Raw genomic sequence first — 3,366 nt, forward strand, 5'->3', positions numbered from 1 at the left:
CGCTGCGCCTTGTCGGCGCAACGGGGAATAACCTCCGGAATGTCACGGCGGCATTTCCGCTTGGAAAGCTTATCCTGGTTACCGGGGTATCGGGAAGCGGAAAATCGAGCCTGATTACCGAAACGCTTTACCCGATACTGAATCAGCACTTCTTCCGGGCAAAGAAACAGCCGCTGCCTTACAAAAAAATCGAGGGCTTAACCCATATTGATAAGGTGATCGAGATCGACCAAAGTCCGATTGGCCGCACGCCGCGGTCGAACCCCTCTACCTACACGGGTGTATTCTCCGATATTCGCACGCTGTTTGTGCAGTTGCCGGAATCCAAGATCAGGGGGTATAAACCCGGCCGCTTTTCTTTCAATGTGAAGGGGGGGCGGTGCGAAACCTGCCAGGGGGCCGGAATGAAAGTCATCGAAATGAATTTCCTGCCCGATGTGCAGGTCCCGTGCGAAACCTGCCAGGGTAAGCGATATAACCGTGAAACGCTGGAGGTCCGCTATCGCGGCAAATCCATCAGCGATGTGCTGGACATGCGCATTGATGAGGCCGTTACGTTTTTCGAGAACATCCCGTCAATCTACCGGAAAATAAAAACCCTGCAGGATGTGGGGCTGGGTTACCTTACCCTTGGCCAGTCGTCCGTTACCCTGTCGGGTGGCGAGGCCCAGCGGGTAAAGCTGGCCACCGAGCTCTCGAAAAAGGACACCGGTAAAACATTTTACATCCTTGATGAGCCCACTACCGGGCTGCATTTCGAAGACGTAAACGTATTGCTGGGTGTGCTGAACCGATTGGTCGACCGCGGAAACACGGTGCTGGTTATTGAGCACAACCTGGACGTGATCAAAGTGGCCGACTGGGTGATCGACCTCGGCCCGGAGGGCGGTGCCGGCGGCGGCGAGATTTTGTTCAGCGGAACCCCGGAAGCGTTGCTGCAGCATAAAAAGAGCCAAACGGCACGGTTTCTGCGCGTGGAAATGCCAGCCGCTTCTGCCGCGGTATAGGCGCAGTCCCGCCCGGTTTTTATGACGGGCAATTTTATCATTATCCTGCGTTTTTTTATCTTCGCAAGCGTATGTCAGATATTATCCAATTGTTGCCGGATGCGGTGGCCAACCAAATCGCCGCGGGTGAGGTGGTGCAACGGCCAGCGTCAGCGGTTAAGGAGTTGATGGAAAATGCGATAGATGCTGGGGCGGATAAGATCAAACTGATTGTCAGAGACGGCGGAAAATCACTGATCCAGGTGATAGACAACGGTTGCGGCATGAGCGTTACCGATGCCCGGCGCTGCTTTGAACGCCACGCCACGTCGAAAATCCGTCGGGCGGAAGACCTGTTTGCCATCCGGTCCATGGGGTTCCGGGGAGAGGCTTTGGCTTCCATTGCGGCAATTGCCCATGTGGAGCTTAAAACGAGGCGCACGGAAGATGAGTTGGGGACGCTTCTGGAAATTGCGGGATCAGCTGTCGTAAAGCAAGAGCCCGCCGCATTGCCAACAGGCACGAGTATCTGTGTAAAAAACCTATTTTATAATATTCCGGCCAGGCGGAATTTCCTGAAAAGCAATGCTGTGGAAATGCGGCACATTGTCGACGAATTCCAGCGTGTGGCCCTAGCCTACCCTCAGCTCTTTTTTAGCCTGCACAGCGATGGCAACGAATTGTTCCACCTGCCGGAGGGAACCCTCAAGCAGCGCATTGTGCATGTGTTCGGCAACGGCTATAACCAGCGCCTGGTGCCCGTAGCGGAAGATACGACCATCATCCGGCTGGACGGATTTATCGGCAAGCCCGAATACGCGAAGAAGACTCGCGGCGAGCAGTTCTTCTTTGTGAACAACCGGTTTGTCAGGGACGCCTATCTTAATCATGCCGTCGTTAAGGCCTATGAAGGACTCCTGCCGCCGGAGAGTTTCCCTTTCTATGTCCTCTTTATTGATATAGATCCGGCCAAAATAGACATCAACGTCCACCCGACAAAGACAGAAATCAAGTACGAGGATGAACGGGCTATTTACGCCATCATCCAGTCGGCCGTAAAGCGGTCGTTGGGTCGGTATAACATTACCCCGACGCTGGATTTCAACCAGGAGACCGGCTTCAGCCGGCTGATCAGCCAGAAACCGCTGGACGAGATCGTCCCGCCGAGCATCGCATTCAATCCCGACTTTAACCCGTTTGAGCCAGCTTCCGACCACAAGCCGGGTGCATCCGGTACGACCCGGTCGGCCGCTTCCGGCGGACACGGCAACATTCCGCAAAACTGGGAAACACTGTATCGGATCGCGCAGCAGCCCGAAAAAGGGCAGCTGAACCTGGAGGGCGATGTATCCGGACCGGGAGCAGACCTTACCGAACGCGTTTCCAAACCGCCGTTCCAGCTGCATGGCCGCTACATCCTGTCGCAGATTCACTCGGGTTTCATCCTGATCGATCAGCAGGCGGCCCACGAGCGGATTTTGTTTGAACAATTCAGCCAGCACCTCGAAAACCGGCAGGGCGCCAGCCAGCAGAGCCTGTTTCCGCAAACGGTTACCTTAAACGGCGCCGACTTCCAGCTTATCAGTGAGCTGCTGCCGGACATTCAGGCATTGGGCTTTCAGATCAGGGAGTTTGGCAAAAATACCGTTGTCGTTGAGGGAGTTCCGGCCGATATAACCGGTATCAGCGAGCGGCAGCTACTGGAACAGCTGCTGGAGGACTATAAAAACAACCAGGCCGAGCTGAAACTGCCCAAGCGGGAGAAGCTCGCCAGGAGCCTGGCCCGGCATGCAGCCATCCGCCCCGGAACCGTATTGTCGATCAATGAGATGGCCGAATTGATTGATCAGCTGTTTGCATGCGAAACACCCGGCGTATCGTTGAGTGGAAGGCCGATAATTCTTACTTTTACACTGCAAGAACTGGCCGAACGGTTTGAGCGGTAAATCTACTAAGCACATGTACAATAATTCAGCATCTCCATTCGCAGGCCTTACCCCGGTGGTAAAAAACCTGATCATCATTAATGTGATCTGCTTCCTGGGTACCATGATATTCGACCAGGCTAACCGTCTTTTCGGGGTTTATTACCTGGATTCACCTTTTTTCAAGGTCTGGCAAATCATTACCTACATGTTTATGCATGGGGGCTTCTCGCATATTTTCTTTAACATGTTTGCGCTGTTCATGTTCGGGCCGGTACTTGAGCAGGTGCTGGGCTCCAAGCGTTTCCTTAACTATTACCTGATCACCGGGCTGGGTGCGCTGGCGTTGCAATTTGGTGTTCAGGCATTGGAGGTGTATCAGATTACCGGCACGGTGTCCGCCAGCCAATGGCTGCGGTTTGATATGTTTCAGGGGCTGGTTTACAGCAACCATC

At 54.2% G+C, this 3,366-nt stretch carries 2 protein-coding genes and 1 pseudogene; all 3 read left to right on the plus strand.

Annotated elements, in window-relative coordinates:
* Positions 1 to 1,007 (plus strand): annotated as a pseudogene (locus ABWO75_RS13580) (excinuclease ABC subunit UvrA); the annotation flags it as partial.
* Between the two features lie 71 nt (positions 1,008 to 1,078).
* Positions 1,079 to 2,932 carry a DNA mismatch repair endonuclease MutL gene (gene mutL / locus ABWO75_RS13585; RefSeq protein WP_353186410.1) on the plus strand — a complete coding sequence of 618 codons (1,854 nt, stop codon included), beginning with the start codon at positions 1,079 to 1,081 and terminating at the stop codon, positions 2,930 to 2,932.
* A gap of 13 nt (positions 2,933 to 2,945) precedes the next feature.
* Positions 2,946 to 3,366 (plus strand): rhomboid family intramembrane serine protease (locus tag ABWO75_RS13590; RefSeq protein WP_353186412.1); only part of this gene is annotated, 421 nt, incomplete at its 3' end.

Origin of the sequence: Parapedobacter lycopersici (assembly GCF_040395035.1) — a bacterium.
GTDB lineage: Bacteria > Bacteroidota > Bacteroidia > Sphingobacteriales > Sphingobacteriaceae > Parapedobacter > Parapedobacter lycopersici_A.